Origin of the sequence: Paenibacillus sp. 2003 (assembly GCF_031455635.1) — a bacterium.
Classification (GTDB): domain Bacteria; phylum Bacillota; class Bacilli; order Paenibacillales; family Paenibacillaceae; genus Paenibacillus; species Paenibacillus amylolyticus_B.
Genome location: NZ_JAVDTB010000006.1, coordinates 68,849 through 89,693 on the forward strand (window position 1 = coordinate 68,849; position 20,845 = coordinate 89,693).

The 20,845-nt window shown below is 49.3% G+C and carries 15 protein-coding genes; 4 read left to right on the forward strand and 11 right to left on the reverse strand.

The features are described 5' to 3' along the window. Positions 1–26 precede the first annotated feature (26 nt). Entirely contained in the window at positions 27–1,838 is a 1,812-nt protein-coding gene (locus tag J2X75_RS22035) for a S9 family peptidase (protein ID WP_310340061.1), read from the reverse strand. A 141-nt stretch (positions 1,839–1,979) separates the two neighbouring features. Beyond that, positions 1,980–2,399, reverse strand: a complete 420-nt coding sequence (fosB, locus tag J2X75_RS22040) for a metallothiol transferase FosB (protein WP_124117873.1) — start codon at positions 2,397–2,399, stop codon at positions 1,980–1,982. 155 nt (positions 2,400–2,554) lie between these two features. Here fosB and J2X75_RS22045 point away from each other — a divergent pair, with 155 nt between their 5' ends. From J2X75_RS22045 to J2X75_RS22060, 4 genes are all read left to right on the forward strand, one after another. Then, entirely contained in the window at positions 2,555–3,454 is a 900-nt protein-coding gene (locus J2X75_RS22045) for a glucose 1-dehydrogenase (protein ID WP_150365377.1), read from the forward strand. Between the two features lie 125 nt (positions 3,455–3,579). Continuing rightward, positions 3,580–5,190, forward strand: coding sequence for a gamma-glutamyltransferase family protein (locus J2X75_RS22050; protein WP_310340067.1), 1,611 nt, complete (start codon positions 3,580–3,582; stop codon positions 5,188–5,190). A gap of 364 nt (positions 5,191–5,554) precedes the next feature. After that, positions 5,555–6,562 (forward strand): BMP family lipoprotein, encoded by a 1,008-nt coding sequence (locus tag J2X75_RS22055; protein ID WP_310340069.1) that lies wholly within the window; start codon positions 5,555–5,557, stop codon positions 6,560–6,562. A 26-nt stretch (positions 6,563–6,588) separates the two neighbouring features. Next, positions 6,589–8,241 carry a methyl-accepting chemotaxis protein gene (locus J2X75_RS22060; protein ID WP_310340071.1) on the forward strand — a complete coding sequence of 551 codons (1,653 nt, stop codon included), beginning with the start codon at positions 6,589–6,591 and terminating at the stop codon, positions 8,239–8,241. A 946-nt stretch (positions 8,242–9,187) separates the two neighbouring features. Here the strand turns inward: J2X75_RS22060 and J2X75_RS22065 are convergent. The 9 genes from J2X75_RS22065 to J2X75_RS22105 all read right to left on the reverse strand — a co-directional run bounded on the left by J2X75_RS22065 (position 9,188) and on the right by J2X75_RS22105 (position 20,769). Next, positions 9,188–10,867, reverse strand: coding sequence for an NAD(P)H-hydrate dehydratase (locus J2X75_RS22065; protein ID WP_310340073.1), 1,680 nt, complete (start codon positions 10,865–10,867; stop codon positions 9,188–9,190). A 200-nt stretch (positions 10,868–11,067) separates the two neighbouring features. After that, entirely contained in the window at positions 11,068–11,700 is a 633-nt protein-coding gene (locus tag J2X75_RS22070) for an NAD(P)-dependent oxidoreductase (protein ID WP_310340076.1), read from the reverse strand. 263 nt (positions 11,701–11,963) lie between these two features. After that, positions 11,964–13,721, reverse strand: a complete 1,758-nt coding sequence (locus J2X75_RS22075; RefSeq protein WP_310340078.1) for an alpha/beta hydrolase family protein — start codon at positions 13,719–13,721, stop codon at positions 11,964–11,966. Next, the gene (locus J2X75_RS22080; RefSeq protein WP_310340080.1) at positions 13,703–15,169 is read right to left on the reverse strand and encodes a tetratricopeptide repeat protein; all 1,467 of its coding nucleotides are present in this window, start codon (positions 15,167–15,169) and stop codon (positions 13,703–13,705) included. The genes J2X75_RS22075 and J2X75_RS22080 overlap by 19 nt, the downstream gene beginning before the upstream one ends. Beyond that, positions 15,166–15,966 carry a hypothetical protein gene (locus J2X75_RS22085; RefSeq protein WP_310340082.1) on the reverse strand — a complete coding sequence of 267 codons (801 nt, stop codon included), beginning with the start codon at positions 15,964–15,966 and terminating at the stop codon, positions 15,166–15,168. The genes J2X75_RS22080 and J2X75_RS22085 overlap by 4 nt, the downstream gene beginning before the upstream one ends. After that, a complete protein-coding gene (locus tag J2X75_RS22090; protein ID WP_310340084.1) occupies positions 15,944–18,688 on the reverse strand; it encodes a lanthionine synthetase LanC family protein in 2,745 nt (914 codons plus the stop codon). Before J2X75_RS22090 ends, J2X75_RS22085 begins: the two co-directional genes overlap by 23 nt. Before the next feature lie 118 nt (positions 18,689–18,806). Further along, complete coding sequence (locus J2X75_RS22095) at positions 18,807–18,944, reverse strand: hypothetical protein (protein WP_161799395.1); 138 nt, start codon at positions 18,942–18,944, stop codon at positions 18,807–18,809. 186 nt (positions 18,945–19,130) lie between these two features. Further along, entirely contained in the window at positions 19,131–20,402 is a 1,272-nt protein-coding gene (locus J2X75_RS22100; protein ID WP_310340447.1) for an MFS transporter, read from the reverse strand. Then, positions 20,392–20,769 carry a ribbon-helix-helix domain-containing protein gene (locus tag J2X75_RS22105; RefSeq protein ID WP_047840324.1) on the reverse strand — a complete coding sequence of 126 codons (378 nt, stop codon included), beginning with the start codon at positions 20,767–20,769 and terminating at the stop codon, positions 20,392–20,394. Before J2X75_RS22105 ends, J2X75_RS22100 begins: the two co-directional genes overlap by 11 nt. Positions 20,770–20,845 lie beyond the last annotated feature (76 nt).

The following is a 20,845-nucleotide window of genomic DNA, read 5'->3' on the forward strand; positions in this document are numbered from 1 at the left end:
TTAAGTCAATGATGGAATCTCTCAACTTAAGCTTGTGCGACGGGTGATTCCTGATGTTTCTGCAAAAACTCCAGCATCCGGCGGTACACGAGAATCTCGTTTGTCTTTCTGGAGAAGCCATGACCCTCATCATCCAGAACGATGTATTCCACTTCAAGTCCCTTGGACTGGAGCGCAGCCACGATCTGATCGGATTCGGCCTTCACGACCCTTGGATCATTAGCACCCTGAATAACCAGCATTGGGTTAACCATTTGATCGAGATACGTAATCGGTGAATCCTTCGTTAAGCGTTCGCGGTCACGGACCGGATCACCCAGCCAGTTGTCCATCATCGGCTTCCAGTCTTCCGGTACGGATTCCAGGAATGTGAACAGGTTACTTGGCCCAAAAATATCAACCGCAGCCCGGAACAGCTCCGGATGGCGGCCTGCCAATAACAGGGTCATGTATCCCCCATAACTTCCACCTACCACAAACAACCGCTCTGGCGAGGTAATTCCCTGATCAAACAGCCAGTTGATCCCGGCAACACAGTCCAGTCTTGGCCCTTCGCCCCAATCTCGTTCAACCAATTTGACGAACTCCGCACCATATCCGGTACTGCCCCGGAAATTCGGTGCAAAGACATGATAGCCCTGAGCGAGCATCATCTGGAACATCGGTCGAAAAAACTTCGCTTCGGATGCTTGCGGCCCGCCATGCGGCCAAAATACAGTGTATCCATTGGCCTGCTCTGGCTTTGCTTTGAACAAGAGAGCTTCGATCTCCAGTCCGTCGTAGGAGTTATACCGAATAACTTCAGGGTACACGAGATCACTTGGGTCCAGTCCGGTTACCCGATTGGCAGTAAGCGGCTCCCAGGACTCAGCACCTGCCATTTTGCGATAAATGTTATGCGGCTGGATCGCTCCACGTCCGAGGATATACACATTGCCAGCCTTCGTCACGTTCACCTGTTCTATTGTATCCAGCGGCATCTCTATGCGCCGAGGCTCATCGGCATTTTTGCCCAATACGTACATACGATTCTCCGGCCCTGTAAGTGTCCAGAAATATAAGGTCTCGGAAGCCTGATGCCAGCGGATGAACTCCACATCTTCCCCTTCGATTCTGCACAATAAACGGAATTTGCGGGTATCGATACGGTACTCAGCCACATAGGCGTATGCGGAGTCATCATTGGTAATGAACAGTAGACGATTGTCATCTGCAAAAATCAGATCGGAAACCTGACTATGACGTTCTGAAGCTGGCAGAATCACCATTTCTTCATTGTTACGATACAGATGCGCCGTCTGATACGTATTGGAGTACATTTTTAAAATAACATAACTCTTCTCGTCAGGACTTACTGCAAACAGGCTGCTCGTAACCTCTTCTCCACTGTATAACAGTTCATCTTCCCCTGTCTCCAAATCGATGCGGCGTGAATTCAGATAATTTGGATTACCCGCGCTGGTAACATAATAGAGACGTTGTCCATCCTCGGACAACTCAGAGTAATAACAGCGATCATTTGGTTCCGCCGGAACCACAGGCAGTGGGACACCACCCTCAGGTGGAAGTGCATACAGATGATAGTTCTCATCTCCATCCCGATCAAACGCGGTAAGAAGATGACGTCCTTGTGGGTCTGCTTTAATAAATTGACTGCTCTGATTCAAGTACGTTAAAGGATACGGGTATCCACCAGGCAAATCCATTGCCCAAATATTCGGCTGACCGTTCAGATTGCTGTCCATGAACAAACGTTTCTCATCTGCCGATACGGCAAAATGCGAAATACGGTACGTCTGGAAATATTGCTCAACATCCGGTTTGGGGAACTGAATCATGACAAACCTCCTTGGAATTGAACCAATCAATTTAACATTGGTAAATTAAGGTACCATTTGTCCATATTATAGGTAATGCCATTGTTTAGACAATAGATATGTGAGTAATACTTTCGAATTTTCTCCATTTGCACATCAGACTCATGGATAAAAGGTCATATGAGCTTTGTCTTCACGGTAATAATCCAACCTTTGCTTCATCGTACCTGTATGCAGTTCGAACAGATGTCCATCCGGATCGGTGAAATATACAGAAGCTGCATCCCGCGGATCTCTTGGTCTTCCGGGAAGAATGTCCGCTCCGGCTGCTCGAAGTTGCTGCACAGATTCGTCGAACTCTTCTTCTTTGACAGTAAAAGCAATATGAGTATAGGTTCGTTCCGTATAATTGCGAATAACATCCTCCTGATTCAGGGCGATCCACAGACCGGCCAACTCGAAATAAGCCAGTTTGCGTCCTTTCACCTGAATTCGGGCACCGAGAGCCTGCTCATAAAAGGTAATGGACCGCTCCAGATTGGAAACGGAAAAGCACAAATGATTAATTCCTTGAATATTCATGTGGCTCCTGACACCTCCATCGATTTAAGGATCTATCCTTATTATGGTATATTTTGCGCAAAAAACAACCGCTGCGCCTCCTCCTCTCGCACATTCTTCTGGGCGAATGCATAGGTTATCCGTATCAATGAACGTTCGAGGAGGATGTAAAGCGAATGAATCCTGTTTATCCTTTTTATGGTGAGAAAACGGTGTGCAAGGAGCAAAAGCTGGCATTTCCACCCCAGCATCAGGACCAGCAACCCGGTCTGGAAACTCTGATGGTGCCTGAACCGATCAGTGAAGATCCTGCCTATATCGGTAGCTGCAAACTCCAAGGTAAAGTTGCCATTATTACGGGTGGTGACAGTGGAATCGGCCGGGCGGCCGCCATCGCTTTTGCCAAGGAAGGTGCGGATATCGTCATTGCTTATCTATATGAACGGACAGATGCCGAAAGGACTCGTGAACGGATCGAAGAACTGGGGCAGCGCTGTCTGTTAATCGAGATTGACCTCCGCTTAAAGAAAAACTGTGAAGCCGTCATTCGCACAACCATGGAAACCTACGGGAAGATCGATATTCTGGTCAACAATCACGGCGTACAGTATGTGCAGCCAAGCATCGTTGATATTACGGAAGAACAACTGTATCACACCTTTCAGACCAATGTGTTCGCCTATTTCTTTCTGATTCAGGCCGCTCTCCCGCATCTGTGCAGAGGTGCCTCCATTATCAATACGGCTTCCATTACAGCATATAAAGGCAATACCCAACTGATCGACTACTCTTCTACCAAAGGAGCCGTCGTATCGCTGACTCGTGTACTCGCACAATCGCTCGCTGCACAGGGAATCCGTGTGAATTCCGTCGCCCCGGGACCTATCTGGACACCGCTCATCCCTGCCAGTTTCTCCGCTGAGGATGTACAGGTATTTGGAACGGAGACGCCTATGGGTCGGGCTGGTCAGCCATATGAACTGGCGGCAGCTTACGTCTATCTCGCCTCCCGTGATTCATCCTACGTCACAGGTGAATGCATTCATGTCAATGGCGGTGATATGGTGACGACATAGGCTGGTGTCAGGTTGGATTTGGCAGGTGTGGCAGGATATCGGTTGTCCGGTTGCGAAGAGGGTTAGGAGTATGATCCGGTGAAGACCGGAACCTGACATCTTGTGACAAGGAGCTGAACAACCTGATGAACTTCGATCCACTCTACCAACCGTACCCCTCGTACCGCGTACCTGTGTATGCGAAACAAGGCATGGTCGCCACGTCACAGCCACTGGCTGCACAAGCCGGTCTGGATGTATTGAAAAAAGGCGGCAACGCCATCGATGCCGCCATTGCAACTGCGGCAGCACTCACGGTGCTGGAGCCAACGTCCAATGGCATTGGAGGCGATGCTTTTGCCCTCGTCTGGACCGAGGGCAAACTGCATGGCCTGAATGCCAGCGGCCCTGCGCCTCAGGGCATATCCATTGAGGCGCTTCAAGCGGCAGGCTACACGGAGATGCCGAAGCTTGGGGTTGTTCCGGTGACGGTGCCTGGCGCACCGGCGGGTTGGGCTGAGCTGAGCCGCCGTTTCGGGCGGCTCACGCTGGCGGAAGCGCTGGAACCGGCCATCCGCTACGCGGAGGAAGGTTACCCGCTTGCGCCTGGGCTGGCCCGCCACTGGGCAAGGGCGGCCGAGATCTATGCACGCCAGGGTGATGCGGAGGCAGGGCGTGCGTGGTTTGAGACATTTGCTCCAGGCGGGCGTGTTCCCGCAGTTGGAGAGATGTGGCGCTCGCCGGATCATGCGGCGACTTTACGCCAGATTGGCGAGAGCGAAGCGCGAGACTTTTACGAAGGAGAACTGGCAGAGCGCATTCATTCCTTTATGACAGAGCATGGTGGTTATCTGACCAAAGATGATCTGGCGGCATTCCAGCCCGAGTGGGTTGATCCCATCTCTGTCTCCTACCGCGGATACGATGTATGGGAGATCCCGCCGAATGGACAAGGACTGATTGCTCTCGCGGCGCTTAATCTGCTGAAGGGATATGATTTTGACGAGAAAGAATCCGTTCTGGCATATCATCAGCAGCTCGAAGCCATGAAGCTGGCGTTTGCCGATGGGGAGAAATATATTACTGAAGAACGCAAAATGGGTGTGACCGTAGAGGAACTGCTGTCCGAGGCCTACGCGAAAGAACGGCGCAAACTCATTGGTGATACCGCACGAGCACCTGAGGCAGGTGATCCATGTGCAAGCGGAACAGTCTATCTGGCTACGGCCGATGGTGAAGGCAATATGGTTTCCTTTATCCAGAGTAACTACATGGGCTTTGGGTCCGGACTCGTTGTTCCGGGGACAGGCATTGCATTGCAGAATCGTGGACACAACTTCTCACTGGACCCGAATCATGCAAATGCCCTGGAGCCGGGCAAACGAACGTATCACACGATCATTCCGGGCTTCCTCACCCGTGGCAGCGAAGCGGTGGGGCCATTCGGTGTCATGGGTGGTTTCATGCAACCGCAAGGTCATGTGCAGGTGGTCATGAATACGATCGATTATCACCTGAACCCACAGGCCGCCTTGGATTCTCCACGCTGGCAGTGGACAAAGGGCAAAACAATTCTCGTGGAACCGGGTTTCCCGCAGCACATTGCACAGGCACTCGCCCGCAAAGGACATGATATTCAAGTGGCACTCGATCCATCCCAATTTGGACGCGGTCAGATCATCTGGCGCAACCCGGACAATGGCGTATTATGCGGGGGTACGGAAACCCGAGCGGATGGCTCGATTGCGGCTTGGTAAAACTCGCGTAATTTTTATAATAGGATGATCACCTTATCATTCGTGTAGGGTGAGATTTTGGCACAAGAGAGATGATTCATGTCATCTCTCTTGTGCCTTTTTCCGACTTTTAACGTCAGTAAACAACATACTGTAGTTATTGATACTCCCTTTCAACCAGAGAAATGTAAAAATAATGTATAATTCATGAAAAGTATTTATTTTTTCGTAACTTTTCACTACATACCATAAATCACAGTGTCTTTCTGACCGATATAGATAAAGGGAAATCCTCACCATACGTGTCATCATTACACGTCATTCCCTGGAGCTAAGGAACCATGCAAAACAGAAAAATGCGACTACAGAAATGAGGGTACCACATATGAAAACAAACAAGAACAGACGCGCAGGTCTAGGTCTCACCCTAATGATGATCCTGACGGTACTGATCCTGGGGGCATGTTCGGCCAATAATACAACAACGGCAACAGACACAAGAACAAAGGTTGGGATCGTGCTTACGGAAGTGGGTCTGGGTGACCGTTCTTTTAATGATGCTGCTTTTGATGGACTGGTTCAGGCCAGAAATGAGAAAAGCATTGTCTTTGACTATCGTGAACCGGGCGACAATGCCGAAGCTGCATTTGAAGAGTTTGCGGAAGCCAAATTCGATCTGGTTATCGGCCTGAGTGATGCTGTCCAAGCGGATATGGAGAAAGTTGCAGCCAAATATCCTGACCAACAGTTCCTCATGATTGACAGTCAGTCCGAACTGCCTAACATCGCCTCCATTTCATTCCGGGCGGAAGAAGGAAGTTATCTGGCAGGTGTTATTGCCGCTATGGCTTCAACGGAAAATCATGTTGGCTTCCTTGGTGGAATAGAGATACCGGTCCTTCGTAATTTCGAGCAGGGTTTTAAACAAGGTGTTCTGGCTGTCAAGCCGGATGCAACCGTTGATGCTGTCTACGCAGGGGACTTCGGTGATGCCGATCTGGGTGAACAACTGGCTGCACAGATGATTCAGGAAAAGGGCGCTGACGTGATCTACGTTGCTGCCGGTCTCACAGGCGTTGGCGCACTGACGGAGATTCAGAAATTAGGGAAATATGCCATCGGTGTAGATACCGATCAATTCTTTTTGGCGGAGAAAGCCATTCTTACGTCCATGCTGAAAAATGTGGATGTCTCTATCTATAATGCCGTTAACACGTTTGTTCAAAACAATCATACCTTCCCTCAAAAGGAAATCGTGGAGGGGCTGGCGGAGAACGCCGTAGGTCTGACCGCACTACATAATATCACGCTCAGTGATGAACAACAGCAAACCTTCGAAGATCTGAAGGCAAAGATCTCTTCCGGTCAAATCAAAATTACGCTTGATCAATAACCCATCGGATACAAGGAGGTACGCACATGAAACTACAGGGAAAACTGATACTTAATGCTCTAATCTCGCTGCTCCTATGCCTTGCGCTGGTTGCTTATATCATCATGCAATTACTCGGTATGAATGCCAAAAATCAAAATCTGGTACCAGCCATGCTCAAGGTTAGTGAACTGAATGCCAATCAGATTCAGACCCAGCAGGCGCTGGATGTCTATTCGTTCTCCATGACAGCTGGGAATCAGGACGCTGTGCTCCGCTTGCTGGATGAAGGCCAAACGATGATTCAAGAACTTACGGACGGATTGCTGGAAACGGATCAGCAGCTACAACTTATACAGTCCATCGAGACCAAATTACAAGCTCTAAACCAGGGAGCCACCGAAGCGATGAGCGCGATGAACAGTGCGGAAGCGAAACGTTACAGCACTCGGGTTCGGGGTATACAGAATGATATCTATTCGTTAGATGAGATGACTCGGGATCGTTATGATCAACATACCGTCGATTTGGAACATGACATTCAGCAAACGTGGCAAGTCGCTCTCGGTGGAGCCATCATATTGCTCGTCGCCGTAATGTTGTTCAATATGTATACTTCACGGCAGATCGCCCGGCGTATTCGTACGCTCAAAAACGCCGCGGGACAAATTGCAGACGGTGACCTGACAGGACAATTGCCGGAAGCTCGGGGCAAAGATGAACTCGATGATCTGAGTCGCTCCTTCGGTATCATGACCCATAATATTCGCGGCATTATTCAATCGATCGGTGCAGCTGGTCATCGTGTCGATCTGATGGCGCAAGATATTGACCGTGGCAACGATACAGCCCAAGCGATCGTGCAGCAAGTATCCCGCACCACGGAGGAACTCTCGATTGGTAGTCAAAAGATTGCCGAGGATCTGAGTGAAACGGTGATGGTTGTGGACAAAATGCAGTCTACCTTCAATAGTAATCTGGAGGCTACCTCCCAATCGGTGATCGATGGTCGTGAAGTATTAACTACCGTTGAGGAAGGTAATAAGGCTGTAGCGGAGCAACTCCGGCTGGCCGAAGTGAATCGTATGGCGATGTCAGAGGTAGAACAAACGGTGCGGGAACTGGAAGAAAGCGCGGTTCGAATCACTACGATGACTGCGTATGTATCGGAGATTGCCAAACAAACGACCATGCTCTCGTTAAATGCCTCCATAGAGGCTGCTCGCGCTGGAGAAGCCGGACGCGGCTTCGCTGTTGTTGCGGGCGAGGTGAACAAACTCGCCGAACAATCTGCGCAATCGGTCAAACATATCTATGCGGCTGTGGGCGAGATCACAACCTCCATGGACAAGGTGAAGAACTCTGTAGCACAGAGCATGCAGCTATTCGGCGAACAGGAACAAGCCACTGGCCAGACTCGTGAATCCTTCTCTGCCATTCGTGAAAGTGTGGAGCGCATTAGTACGGGTATCCACCAGCTTGCTGAGGACATGCAACACTCCAATGAACTCAGTACACAGGTGCAACAAGCCATTGAAAATATCAGTGCCATCACCGAGCAGTCGGCAGCCAGCAGTGAAGAAATCACCGCCTCCACGTCGGAACAACAACGTTCCTTCGCTGATGCAAGTATCAAGGTGAAGTCATTACGTGATATCAGTGCAGAGATGCATCAGGAACTGCTGCGATTCCGGCTGTAAGCAGGATGCCAGAAAATTTTGGGCTGGGCGTAGTTCAGATTTAGTTTAGATGCAGGTTAGATGCAGATTATGGGCAGGTTATAGGCGAGCCAGGATCAGGTAGCGTGAACATACAAACAAATAAACAAATAAATAAAGGGGAGCCTCCGTCATGAATCATGACAGGGCTCCCCTTTTCAGTAACTAATCGTTGTTTCATCTAACTAAACATTTACACGAAACACAGAGGACAGAAAGAACCTGAAGAAGCGGAACTAAAAGCTATCTGAAAGAAAGCTGGTTCGGAAGCATACGCTTCGCCTAAAAGCTTCTTGAAAGAAAGCTGGTTCGGAAGCATACGCTATCACCTAAAAGCTTTTTGAAAAAAAGCCGCTTCGGAAGCATACGCTATCACCTAAAAGCTTTTTGAAAAAAAGCCGCTTCGGAAGCATACGCTATCCCGGATTTCCCACTTTATAAAAGGAATAAAAAACTGGGGATAACAGCGATCGGAAGGTTGTTCTGTCACCGGAGTGTCCAGTGTAAATATTCTTTAGTTCAACTTATATAGATAACAAGGCATCAGCGATTCAGATCCAAACGTTTAACGAACCGTGTGGACCTTATTGGGCCATTAATTGCAGATTATAAAATTTAACGAATCTTAGGCACTCTATTTCCTAATTTAGTCCGGTTTTTCAGGTGTTTTCTCTGAAATACACAGAAATAACGTGGGTGAGATTCGTTAACTTTTGCTCCTCGATGTAATCCGTGGCATAGGGTGTATCAGGTTCGTTAGGGCATTGAGCATTGAGTACTGATCATTGAATAATGGACAATGATCAACGTGCACTCATCTACTTTTGATGCGCTGGTGCGCTGGTTCGTTGGATTACTTGCAGTTTGAAAATGTATCGTCATAGGCAGTAACCCAAAACCGCGAGCTTGTCCCATACCTGTCCCATCCTCACAGTGCGTCGATGATGTCTCCCGCCAGCAGGGACGACGGGTCACCGCGCAGCAATGCTGCTCGTTCGGCGGCCTGTCCGTGGAGATATACGCCGAACGCGGCAGCTTGCTCCGCGCTGAGCCCTTGGGCAAGCAGACCGGCGATGATGCCGGTCAATACGTCTCCGGCACCGCCAGTCGCCATGCCGGCGTGCCCGGTGGTGTTGATGTACGCCTCGCCGGATGGCGTTGCGATGACCGTTCGTGCTCCTTTGAGCACAAGGGTCACGCCCTGCTCGCGGGCGTATTTTGCAGCGTGTCCAATGCGGTCACGCTGCACTTCCTGGGTCGACATGCCCAGCAGTCGGCCCATCTCGCCAGGGTGCGGCGTCAGGATTGTGGCCGCACTTCGCTGGCCCCAGTCGCGAGGCCCATGTGGGCCAGCGTCTGCCAGCATGTTGAGGGCGTCCGCGTCAATGACGAGCGGACGATCCGATTGTTGCCACAGACGGCGCAGCCAGTCTGTGTCGCCCTTGAAGCGGCCGAGGCCCGGGCCGGTCGCGAGCACGTCGCGGCTTTCCGCGAGACGCAGCACGACGCCCGCGGAAGCCGCGTTCCATTCGCCGCTGTCGCCATCGGCGGCGGCAGCGAGCATGAGCTCGGGCACGGTGCCGATGACATGCGGCAGCAATGCCGCGGGCAGCGCCCATGTGACGAGCCCGCAGCCTGCGCGCAGCGCGGCCTTGGCCGAGAGCAGGCCAGCGCCGCTCATCGGCAGACTTCCTGCGGCCAGCAATACGTGGCCGTAGGTGCCCTTGTGGCCGTCCGGTGCCCGGAGGCGGCCTGTATCCACGCGCAGCGCACTGCGCAGCACCTCGTCCGTCAGCAGACGGACCGAGGGGCCATGCTCTGGCGCAAACCGCGCGGGAATGCCGATGGCCCGCACCACAATGCGCCCCGCGGCAGAAGCGCCCGGGTACTGCACCAGCCCGCGCTTAAGCAGCGCGAGACATACGGTCACCCGGGCTTGAATGCAGGGCTCGTACACCTCTCCGGTGTCGGCGTCCAGCCCGCTTGGCACATCGGCGGACACGACCGGCTTGCCGCTGTCGTTCGCCGCCTTAATCAGCGCCGCGTAAGCTCCCCACGGCGCCCCCCGCGACCCGGTGCCCAGCAACGCATCCACGATGCCTGTGCACCGGCTGAAGTCCACGGCTTCGCGCCCGTGGACAAGAGCAGGGATGCCAAGCTTCGCGGCGGCATCCCGTTGCACTGCGGCTTCGCCCCGCAGTGCATCAGGGGCATCGGCGTAGACCAATGTTACGCCAAGCCCCGCTTCAACCAAATGGCGTGCGGCCACCAGCCCATCGCCGCCATTATTGCCCTTGCCGATCAGCATGTACCACTGCTGATCTCCCGGACGCTCCATCACCAGCGCCGGATCGGCGAGAATGTCGCCACCATAACCCTGCCGATCGCCGGGCCCGGTGTGTGCCCGCCTCGCACCTGCCTTACTGTGATAACCAAGCTGCCCTGAATCCACAAGCCGGCCTGCTTCCTGCCCTTCCCGGCACATCTTGATGACTTCCTCGGCTATGGCGCGGCCTGCATTCTCCATTAGACTTGCTGCCGGAATACCGAGCTGATGAATGGTATGCTCGTCCACAGCTCTCATCTGTTCAGCGGTTACGATAAACAACGTTCATCCCTCCCCGTGACAAGCTCATCTCATACCTAAAAGCAACAACTTCGCACCTAAACTCTGCATCTTATATGTGTATCGCTATCTTTCCTCTTACCTCATCCAGTTACCACGATCCACTCGATACATCATCGAAAACTCTATCGATCCCGTGTACGAGACCTTCAGATTAAATCCATTCCAAAGCCTGTCTACGCTTAATAACCTACCGTAAACCGCGCTTGAATAAACTGCGGATCATCCAGTTCGTCCACCAAAGCCGCTGCAAAATCACCAACAGAAATTGAGCTTTCCCCGATATCATCCGTAATCACACGGTTCATCCCAACTCGGAACTGGCCTGTCCGACGTCCTGTTGTGATTGTCGCAGCAGGGCTCATGTAGGTCCAGTGAATGCCCGATGCTTCAATCAGTTCATATGCATCTGCATGTGCTTTCGCCAGTGGTTTGACTTCTTCCGGGAATCCCGGCGTATCCATCAGCATATCACCGGAATCGGTTAGCAAGCTTCCCGCTCCACCAACTACAACCAGACGTCCTGCTTTTGCCCGACGCACACCCTCGATCAACGAACGTGTCACTTCCAGCATCTCTTCTTCTCCACCGAACTTCGGTCCATATGCACTCACAACCACTTCTTGACCCGCTGCAAAATCAGCCACCTGATCCGGGTTAAGCAGATCTCCCTGTTCTACACGCAAACGCTCATGAACCATCTCAATCTTCGAAGGGTCACGTACCACCGCTGTCACTTCATGCCCACGATCCATCAGCTCCCACAGTATCATCTTGCCAATCACTCCGGTTGCTCCAAAAATGGCTACTTTCATATGAATTCCCTCTTTTCTGTAGATATCATCTTATCAACTTACCGTTATTTTAATACTTAATCCTATTGTTATATACCTTAAACGGCTCACGCCATCTTAAACCGGATGTGACATCTTGTAAACGTTAATGTTCATTCGCTTAACCTCTCCAACTATGCACCAGACCACGAACAACACTTCCCCAACCGCTTTTCCTTTCCATATCATTACCATAGACATCGCCAAAAAAGCCGCATTTGCGGCTTCAACATCACGTATTTATCTTACGTGGATACTCTACTGAATGTTAGAAAGTCAACAGCCTTCTGCGCCCAGATTCGCTCCGAATAAGCCTCATGCGCCATATCCTGTACAATATGAAGCTCAATCCTGCCTACAGCTCCAGACAGTTGCTTGTTTTCCATGATGTCCAGATATAACCTCTCCGTTTGTTCTACGGGACACAGTTGATCAGCCTGACCGTGAATGAGTTGAATATCCACCTCACTGAGTCCGGATACATAAGCTGTTGGGCTTCGATCCCGCAGGGCAGATTGATCATGCAAAAGCTCACCGATTTCAGTTTCCAAGAATGATCTCAGCTTTGCTCCTCCGCCTGCGTACAGTCCTTCCAGATCCGTAAACGGTGCACAGGCAACCACAGTACTCCATAACGCCGGACTTTTACCTGCTACCAGCAATGCAAGATAAGCCCCATAGCTCACTCCATAGAGAGATACGTGTGAATAGGAAGATAACATCTGCTCCCGCATAAACTGGATGACATCTGCATCCACGCCGCCCCAATCGTTCTGAATGCGCATCCTGTAATCCGTGCCGAACCCTGAACTGCCGGGATAGTTCAGCCCTATGACCCGCACTCCTGCTTGATATAATCCGCTGATGACCGGACTAAAGCTGTCAAACAGGCAATTATGAGGCCCACCATGAAGATAGATGACCACCTGTTCTGCGCCCTTTGGGTGCATGTCCATGTACGGAATCATGTCATGCCCATAACGAACCCATCCATAGATTACATCGGGTTCCTCTTCAGGATGGTTACCAATTCTCTCATCTCGCTCAACCGGGAAACGGGTAATCGTACGCGTTTGCTCCGAAAACCGGTATATCCCCGGCACCGGAGGACGTATGATAGATTCATATTTTCCGATCAAGCCCTGTCTGTCCTTGCTCAGGACAGCCTGTGTCAAGATTCCCGGATAATCATACAGCTCAAACATCTTCTCTCTGTCCAATGTATATTGAACATATTGCCACCTGCCGGAGGTTATCCCTTCACAGAGGACGAGCTGTTGATGTGGATCGATTTGCATTCTAATCAGTTCAGAGAAGGGTTGTCTATCCCTTGAACATTCATGCACCCGATCTTCTCCCTGCCTAATCCATCCCGGCTGGAAGCCATCTTCCACAGGAATAGAAACGGCTATCAGATCCCCCTGCTTATCCATCACAGGGTAGGCATACTCCGTATAGGGTATTTCGGATGATGGATGGATATCTTCGGAATATGAATACACTCTTCCCAATCCACCAACGTTTACACCAACCTCTCGTGTTGACGCAGACCAGAATACAAATTGCGGATTATCCAGATCAGGAGTAACCCATCTCGCTTCATCCTTTTCTGGATCATAAAGACCTATACGGACAGCTCCTGAACGATGTCTAATGGAAAATAGCAGAATTAATTGCTCCCCTTGCCAAGCGGCCTGCATCACAGGAAATGGAAACTTCACTAATAGGCTCTGGACCAGAATTAATTGCTTCTCATTCTCATATATATGAAGCCATTTCCCCGACTTTTCCTGTGTAATCACCAGAACACGGTTCCTGCCCATAAACTGAATATGCTGCGTGTGCTGATCTGACCCTGTCCCATGTTCAGAAAGGCTCTGACGGCTATCCATGCGGCCTGTATCATCAAGACTGCACCATTCGCATGTATTGTCATCATAGCCCAAGAGCATACTCGTTCGTTCCTTGTTCACACTCATTCGTGTCAGGAATGGATAGCCCAACCGGATTTCCTCCTTTCATTCCAGCACTTTAACTGCTCCCATCCCTCCAATCGCGATTCCAGTTTATCAATATACTGGTCCTGCGTGTATGCATCTAGGGGCGTAACGGTCCCCAGTCTGCCTAATGTTTCCCGAATCAACCTGATCTGTGGCAGACTGGCAACCGGCAGCCCCATCATCAATAGACGGTACACCCGGGATGCCCGTTCCTCTAACCCTTGAGTAATCAGCGCACCAGCGATTTCCACCGCACGACCAAGCAGTTTGGAATGGATCGTGTTTGTCTTCATCCGTAACAACTGAATCAACAGTTCATATTCCTGCTCCTGCTCACCAAGCTGTTGATGTAATACCATTTTTAATTGCAGTACATGCCCCAGCCAATCTGCGTACGCATCAACACATAACTTCTCCGCAGCCAGCAACGTCTTACCTGCCTCTGCATAGTGACCGGCTCGGAGCTGCAAGCCCGCAATGTTTAGTAACGTCTGAATCTGAAAAACTCGCTGATCGGGTCCATCAGGAAGCTGGCGTATACGCTGGCCCGCCTGTTGCTCCAACGTAATTGCACGTTCTACATTGCCCTCCTGCATCTCAATTAATGCTTCACCATTATCAAGCGCAGCCCATTTCCCAGTACGATACGTTTCAGTTAGTTCTTCATGGACAATGATTTCCCGAGCTTTCGAATAACAGTGTCGTGCTTCGGTATACTGCTTCCCGTTTTTGGTCAACAGCTGACCCAACTCAAACCAGAGTACTGCCTGCTGTGTCGCCGACAAACGTTGAAATAACGAATTATGGTCGAAAAAATGAAAACAGGACCTGTAGCGGGCCGGATCAGCCGATTTGGACAACAAAACCCAGGCCAGCCTATTGTAGAGCGCCAACGCTGCCTCTTTTTCCTTTCCATTATCCTTGCTTACCATTTGTAGCTGTTCTTCCAACAAACGTCGGGTCTGATCGGGCGTATCCCTGACAATAGATACCGGAAGTTTGGGGATGTCCTCAGGATTACTCGCCATGGTTGGATATCGATGAAAAAAAAGCACTACACTTACTCCCCTTAATTTCTGTCGATACAGGATATAGTGGATGGCTCCCAGATCTGCAGGGTGAAGGTAGGAAGATACTTCAACCAGAACCCATTTTCGATTACCAGGCGTCCACCCTGATCTTTGGAATCTCAATAACGCATTTTTACATGCCACAAGATCATCTATTGGCTGAAATGGATTTAGTTGATAGATCAGCGGGAGAGTAGCATACGGATCACCAACCGCAATTTGTATAGCCTTATCCTGCCAATGCGTTCTCAGTTTGTGAATTTCATGCTTCACCGCATCTGATGTCCCTTCAACGACAAACAATCCAGGTTCATGACTCACACGAAACCATTTACTTCTCAGATCATGATAATCCGTACTTTCCAGTGAGACAGGCATCATGAAAGTTCACTCTCTTTCGTGATTCGGCATACGTGTATAAGCTCAGGCACCTGTTGTAAATTCAGCGCCGTCATCAATTGATAACTGCCCCGGTTGTTTGCATCAAGTGAAGCTTTAATCCACTGATCCGGATCTGAACTGCACCGATGGAGACCATATGCAGCAAGCCATCGGGCCCAACCTTGACGTTTCGCTTCTGGTATTGTGAATATATGAGCAAGGAGTACACTCCCAAACTCATCGCTTAACAGGCAGCCCCCGATCTTCCTTCCTCCCAGTTCCACAAGCCCGGAACCTTTCAGCAACTTGCCATATACACCCTGATAAATATCTCCGATAGCTTGACGAGCAGCTTCCCAACTTGGACAGGTAGGATCACTGGCCTGGAGCAAGTGTGCAAGGGAATCCGCCTGCCCCTCCGCAGACATCCAAACTGCGTCTTCATTAGGCATAGCCGGCACGGGAACGTCCTTCAACTTGCCGAAAAATCGATACCGATGGGCAAGAATATCCGCCCGGTATCCAAGCTTCTCCCACGGAAATGAGGCAGGAGCAGTTGCATATAGAGAGGACCATGTGATTTTATCCAAAATGGATGACATTCGATCTTCCCAATAAAGATTGGAATGTGCTTCACTCCATAAATCCAATGTATACTGCCCCTCACCCTGATCAATCATCATGAACGAAGATAGGGTTTCGTCGTTTCCAGGTTCAACTGCATAATAGCGAGCACCCGTCTTCCCCGATTCGTGCTGGCATTGTGGCAGGATATCAGATATGGATGTTAGCATCATACGCTTTCCCCTCCCTGTTATAATCGAAACCTGAATAAACCAGCGGTTCGGATGCAACAGACGGATAAAAACGGCGTAGCAGGAACGTATAGATCCCCATATAACCGGTCATATAATCCGGGGAGAAGGACTCCATGTCCTCCAGAGGCCACATCCATATGTCTTCCTGTGGATCACTTCGCAATACATACAAGCTCTGTGTATACTCTGCTAGTTTTGTTTCATATCTGCCTGGGAACTTGCGGTTAGCCAAGAGTAGAAAATCGCCATTGCCTGCAATTCCGTGACACTGCCCAAAAGAAGCAAATACCGTTGCCTGTGCCACTGCATCCGCTGCTTGAAGTCCAAGTCTGGTACAGAGGGGATCTTGTAAAATATCAGCCGCTGCCATCAAAAATCGACCAATACCCACCGATCCATTACACCAATGTACCCAGAGTGTATCCGGTTTTTCCGGGGATGCAGGCCACAGGCTCACGCCATTCTGTCCTCCATGACTCGTACGTTCAAGTGTATCTACAATTCGCTTCACAGCAGAATAGTACACTTCCTTTCCTGTACGCTCCGCCAAGGCAAGCAGATAATATCCGATGCCTGCGATGCCATGAGAGAATCCAAGGGAATAATGGCCTTTTTTGTCCGATTTATCTTTCACTTTCCACAAACTCAATGATTCATCTGTCTGCTCTTCTTGTTCCAAAATATAAACTCCCAGTTCCTCTGCTCTTACCAGTAGTTCAGGGCGGCCGCCAATACGGTATATTTCAAGCAGCATCAATCCCAACCCCGCCGCTCCATGACTAATATTGGTCTGCACTGGCTCATGCCGGGTGATTTCCAATGCCAGATCCTCAGCACGTCGAAGCAACGATGGATCATTTATTCGTTCAGCTGTCTCTGCAAGTGCCCAGGGAACAGCGCCATATCCAAAGTATAGTGCTACAGGTGTCTCATCTGGAACGTAAGGGTGATTCGTCAAAATCCATTCCAATACTTCACGTGCATATTGATGGTATTGTCTGTTTTGTGTAATCTGTCCAAGCTGATTAAAACCAAAGATCATCCCTGTCCAGCCAAAGTTGAAATTCGCCGGATGGAACATCTTGCTCATGCTGTTTTCCGGGAACAGTTGCAAGGGGTTATTAAAATCAAGAGAAGTGTACAGCGTGTTTACCATACGCTCTGCCTGACGGAGTACTTCTTCTGGCTCCATATTGCATTCATCCTTCTCTATTACATCCATGCTTCCTCCTGAATTGACCTCTTGCTGCTCCAGCAATGCAACCAGTGTTTCACGAATTTCTGATAACTCCACATATCCGCCAGACATGATCTCGATGCCCAGACTTCCCAAGCCACGAAGCTGTGTATTACTCTGATGATCCAGATAAGCCTGTGCAGCTTCCAGATGGGATTGCCGATATTTCAGATAGGGGTCGATGGATGAAGCCATGTAATAGAAGACGCCTCCCAGTGCATACAGATCATCCGCATAACTGGATCGCCTGCTGTGTTCACGTCCCCGTGGCACATAGCCCGGAGTATGACCGGTCAATGGATCGGCCTTACTCTCATCACTTCTGACATAAGCCAGTTCAAGATCAATTAGGCGTACACTTCCGTCAGTCAGCACAACAATATTGTTGGGCGTCAGATCATTGATCACAATTCCTTTATCGTGACATTGCTGCACCATATTGAGAATATGTATACCCATCCGATGCATATCCGCCCGGTTGTAATCTGCGGCTACATGTCTGCGATGGATATATTCACGCAAGCTGATGCTTTCAAAATACTCCAGGATCAGATAGCGGTTATTTTCAGTGCTGAACAGATCAAGCGGTCGTGGGGTAACCCCCGTATCTTTCATCAGATCAAGCACGTGATATTCATTATCCAGATAGTCATGAGCAGAGCGCCCATTACCGTCTACACGCATGCGGTGGACCGCTTCTTTCATGACAGCCTGTTCGTACGATGTGCCAGAGATGAGAAATACTCCTCCCTTGCCGGACTTCTTGAGTACACGTCTCACACGAATATTTCGTATACCAAACTCATTGTTATTGGAATCGGAGTGACGAGAAGCAGCCTGATCCTTCCCAGTGGCTTGAATCCGCAGTAACTCCTCAGGTTCATTCACCCACTCCGGTTTATATCTGCCGGGTGTTCTTCGATCCTCCTCCAGCTTACCTTCCGGATTCTGGATCGCATACACTTTTGCACCCGAGTAACGGTCATAGTAGAAACGATCAGTGAATGCACCATATCGATAAAATACACACTGGCTACCGAGGTATGCCCGATCTGTCGGAATAGCTGGTCCTTTCAGATCGCTTGTACATGAATGCATGAGCTCAAGTAATTTCAAGAACTGCTCTTCGTCTCGTGCGTAAATGGTGACACACTTCCCAGTCTGAGGGAGAGGTATGGAACCGTTAGATGTTTCAATCAGTTTCAGCCCGCTGCTCACTACTTTCCATTGCACATCATTTTCTGTGAGAACAGGTGCAGTGCGTCGCAGCAATTCAGCCCCTTCCACAGGGATAACAGACAGATGAATTTTCCAGCCCTGTGCGGGAAGCCTTAATTCTTCCGGTCTAAAACAAATCCAATGGCCGTCATTCGACCATTGGATGGATTGGGGAAGTTCCCGAATTATATGTTCCAAAGCGTTCTCAAAGGCGTCCTTCTTGGGCGTTACGCTTGCGAATTTCAATGAGAATCACTCCTTTTTGAATAAAGTAAGAGGGGGAGGTACAATTATTTTAGTAATGCGCGAAAATCAAAGACTTATCTTTCAAATGATTCAGTGAATAGAGCGTGTAAAGAAGTTCCTAGCTCTCAACAACGATTGTTTGTGAGCTAGTCCAGCTGCAAACTGTACACAAGCTTGTTTCCTCAAACATGTTGTTATCCTCTTCAACCTCTAGTGCCATCAAATCCTGTACAGATAAAATTTCCTTGTTTTCCATGATATATTACCTCCCATTTGTCTCCCCCTCTTATAAACCAAATTCTACATAAAATTTGATATTCCTTCTTTTTAATTGAATTATTTTACATAAATTATTTACTTAATCCATTTATTTCGCCTGATCATGTCAAATTACTTGTTTCCTCGGACTAAAAAGAGGCGCAATATGACATCAGAATCCAGACTACATCGAGGTCGTTTGTTGCCGGGTACGCTTGCTCCGTTCTTCACGGAAAGGTCGGACAAACAGGCTTGCCATACCCATACAAATAACAAATGTACCAATCCCCATGTACACCCATGAAGGGTTGTACGTTTCAATGAACCACCCTCCCAGTAACAAACCAAGCGGATTACTAATGCCACTCATCAAGACACCCATGCTGTTCATGACACGTCCTCTCTTTTCTTCCGGGGTGGATAAAAGAATGGAAGTAACCAATGGTACATTCACAAGAGCAAGTCCCATCATCAACAAAAATGAACATGCAATCGCGATATACAGGTTAGGAAACATCGGCATGAGCAGCAAACTTGTACCTGAGATGAGATAACTGATCAGAAACCAGTGAGCGAGTGAGAGTCGTTTGGCATATTTACCACTGAGCAGAGAACCTGCAATACTGCCAGCGGCAAAGGCTGACTGAAGCAGACCGTAGCCTTGTGGTCCGGCTTGCAGCACCATATTGGCAAAAATCGGCGTGAAAATGTGCAGTGGCGCCCCCGCAAAATTGATAATGGCTCCAAAGATAATGCAGCACGCCAAAATTTTACGGGAAAACAGGAATGTAATTCCCTGCATGCTATCTTTAACAAAACCGGAGACTCCTTTTTGTTTCACGACTTTGGTTACAGGGATGCGGATAAAGAAAATGGATATGGCGGATAGCAGAAATGTAACGGCATAGATGAACAGGATGGACTGAACGGAGATGAGCGCGATCAATATTCCCCCCAAGGCGTATCCAAGCAATTCAATCGTTTTGGAGGAAGAGTTCAGTAGTGCATTGGCTGGAGCTAATTGTTTTGTAGGTTCTGGCAAAATAGCGGGGATGACTGTCTGGGTTGCGGGATTGAACAAAAAACCAAGGATGGCAATGAGCAGATTGGCTGCGTAAATATGCCACGGAAGCATGGCTCCTGTCATGAACAAAAGTGCCAATATGCAAGCTATGCCTGCACGCAATATATCTGTCCAGATCAAAAGCTGCTTTTTCGGCAGGCGATCACTGATCGTAGCCAAGGGAATGCCCAAAAATGCATAGATCAAGTACGGCAGCATCGGAATCAGCGCAGCAGCAAGTGCCGACTCCGTTAATTGGAGGATATACCACATCGTCGCCATAGAAAATAAAATCTGACCTGCGCCAGAAATCAATCTACCAACAAGAAGCACAACAAAAGAAGGAAGGCGCAAAACCGCCCGATAGCTGTCGCCACGAATTTCATTTTTCATCTTTTTCACGCACCTCTCCCTCGTACGTAACAGATTCATCATCACTAATACGATGCAGACGCGTAACCAAACCTGAATCTCGAATGGTCTGTTGTATCTTGGCTTTTACCCGTTCCAGTTCAGCCGTATACTCGCGTATCTCGTTCAATAAGGTCTGATGGGTTCGTATGCCTTCCCTAATCAACATTGCAGTCGCATCAGAACGGTTTTTGGCTAATTCAAGAAATACAAGCTGATCTATGATATCAATCTCTTCCTGACTTAATCGGACGGAAACAACTCCCTTGGCTCCTGAAAGGTTTTTGTTCGCCTGCTCCACAGATCGTTCCACCATCTGGTTAAACTGAGCTTTCTGATCATTGTACATATTCAATTCCTCCATTCTTCACGATCGCGCTCGTATATCGTAATTTGTAAATCGTAAACTGGTTTTAATTTACATT

Coding starts and splice junctions, on each gene's coding strand:
- J2X75_RS22035 (WP_310340061.1), bottom strand. CDS start 1,838: ATGATTCAGTTCCCCAAACCGGATGTTGAGCAATATTTCCAGACGTAC.
- J2X75_RS22095 (WP_161799395.1), bottom strand. CDS start 18,944: ATGGAAAACAAGGAAATTTTATCTGTACAGGATTTGATGGCACTAGAG.
- J2X75_RS22105 (WP_047840324.1), bottom strand. CDS start 20,769: ATGTACAATGATCAGAAAGCTCAGTTTAACCAGATGGTGGAACGATCT.
- J2X75_RS22060 (WP_310340071.1), top strand. CDS start 6,589: ATGAAACTACAGGGAAAACTGATACTTAATGCTCTAATCTCGCTGCTC.
- J2X75_RS22055 (WP_310340069.1), top strand. CDS start 5,555: ATGAAAACAAACAAGAACAGACGCGCAGGTCTAGGTCTCACCCTAATG.
- J2X75_RS22070 (WP_310340076.1), bottom strand. CDS start 11,700: ATGAAAGTAGCCATTTTTGGAGCAACCGGAGTGATTGGCAAGATGATA.
- J2X75_RS22080 (WP_310340080.1), bottom strand. CDS start 15,169: ATGATGCCTGTCTCACTGGAAAGTACGGATTATCATGATCTGAGAAGT.
- fosB (WP_124117873.1), bottom strand. CDS start 2,399: ATGAATATTCAAGGAATTAATCATTTGTGCTTTTCCGTTTCCAATCTG.
- J2X75_RS22045 (WP_150365377.1), top strand. CDS start 2,555: ATGAATCCTGTTTATCCTTTTTATGGTGAGAAAACGGTGTGCAAGGAG.
- J2X75_RS22085 (WP_310340082.1), bottom strand. CDS start 15,966: ATGATGCTAACATCCATATCTGATATCCTGCCACAATGCCAGCACGAA.
- J2X75_RS22050 (WP_310340067.1), top strand. CDS start 3,580: ATGAACTTCGATCCACTCTACCAACCGTACCCCTCGTACCGCGTACCT.
- J2X75_RS22100 (WP_310340447.1), bottom strand. CDS start 20,402: ATGAAAAATGAAATTCGTGGCGACAGCTATCGGGCGGTTTTGCGCCTT.